At 71.4% G+C, this 385-nt stretch carries 1 protein-coding gene; it reads left to right on the forward strand.

The window, feature by feature from the left end; translation table 11 throughout:
* Positions 1-154: 154 nt before the first annotated feature.
* On the forward strand, positions 155-385 hold a 231-nt coding region (locus EO139_RS21505; protein ID WP_164739961.1), incomplete at its 3' end, for a DEAD/DEAH box helicase.

Below are 385 nucleotides of genomic sequence, written 5' to 3' on the forward strand. Positions count from 1 at the left end.
TCGCCGCACAGGCCGACGGGGCCGAGTGACATCTTTCTTTTGGCGAACGGATGCGCCCATCGGCGCCTTCGCCATCCTCCGCTTCCGTGCGTCGTCGCACATCCCCGAGAACGCACACCGGTGCGGACCCCTGCCTGGAAGGCAACTCCCCCGCATGACCACTGACACCTTCGGCGCGCTCGGCGTGCCCGCACCCCTCGTCTCCGCCCTCACGGCGAACGGCATCACGACGCCGTTCCCCATCCAGGTGGACACGCTCCCCGACACCCTGAACGGCCGCGACGTGCTCGGCCGCGGCAAGACGGGCTCCGGCAAGACGCTGGCGTTCGCCATCCCGATGATCGCGCGCCTCGGCGGCGGGCTCGCCGGCGGCCGTCGTCGTCCG

The sequence above is a fragment of the Xanthomonas sp. BRIP62411 genome (assembly GCF_003993525.1).
Lineage (GTDB): Bacteria > Pseudomonadota > Gammaproteobacteria > Xanthomonadales > Xanthomonadaceae > Xanthomonas > Xanthomonas euroxanthea.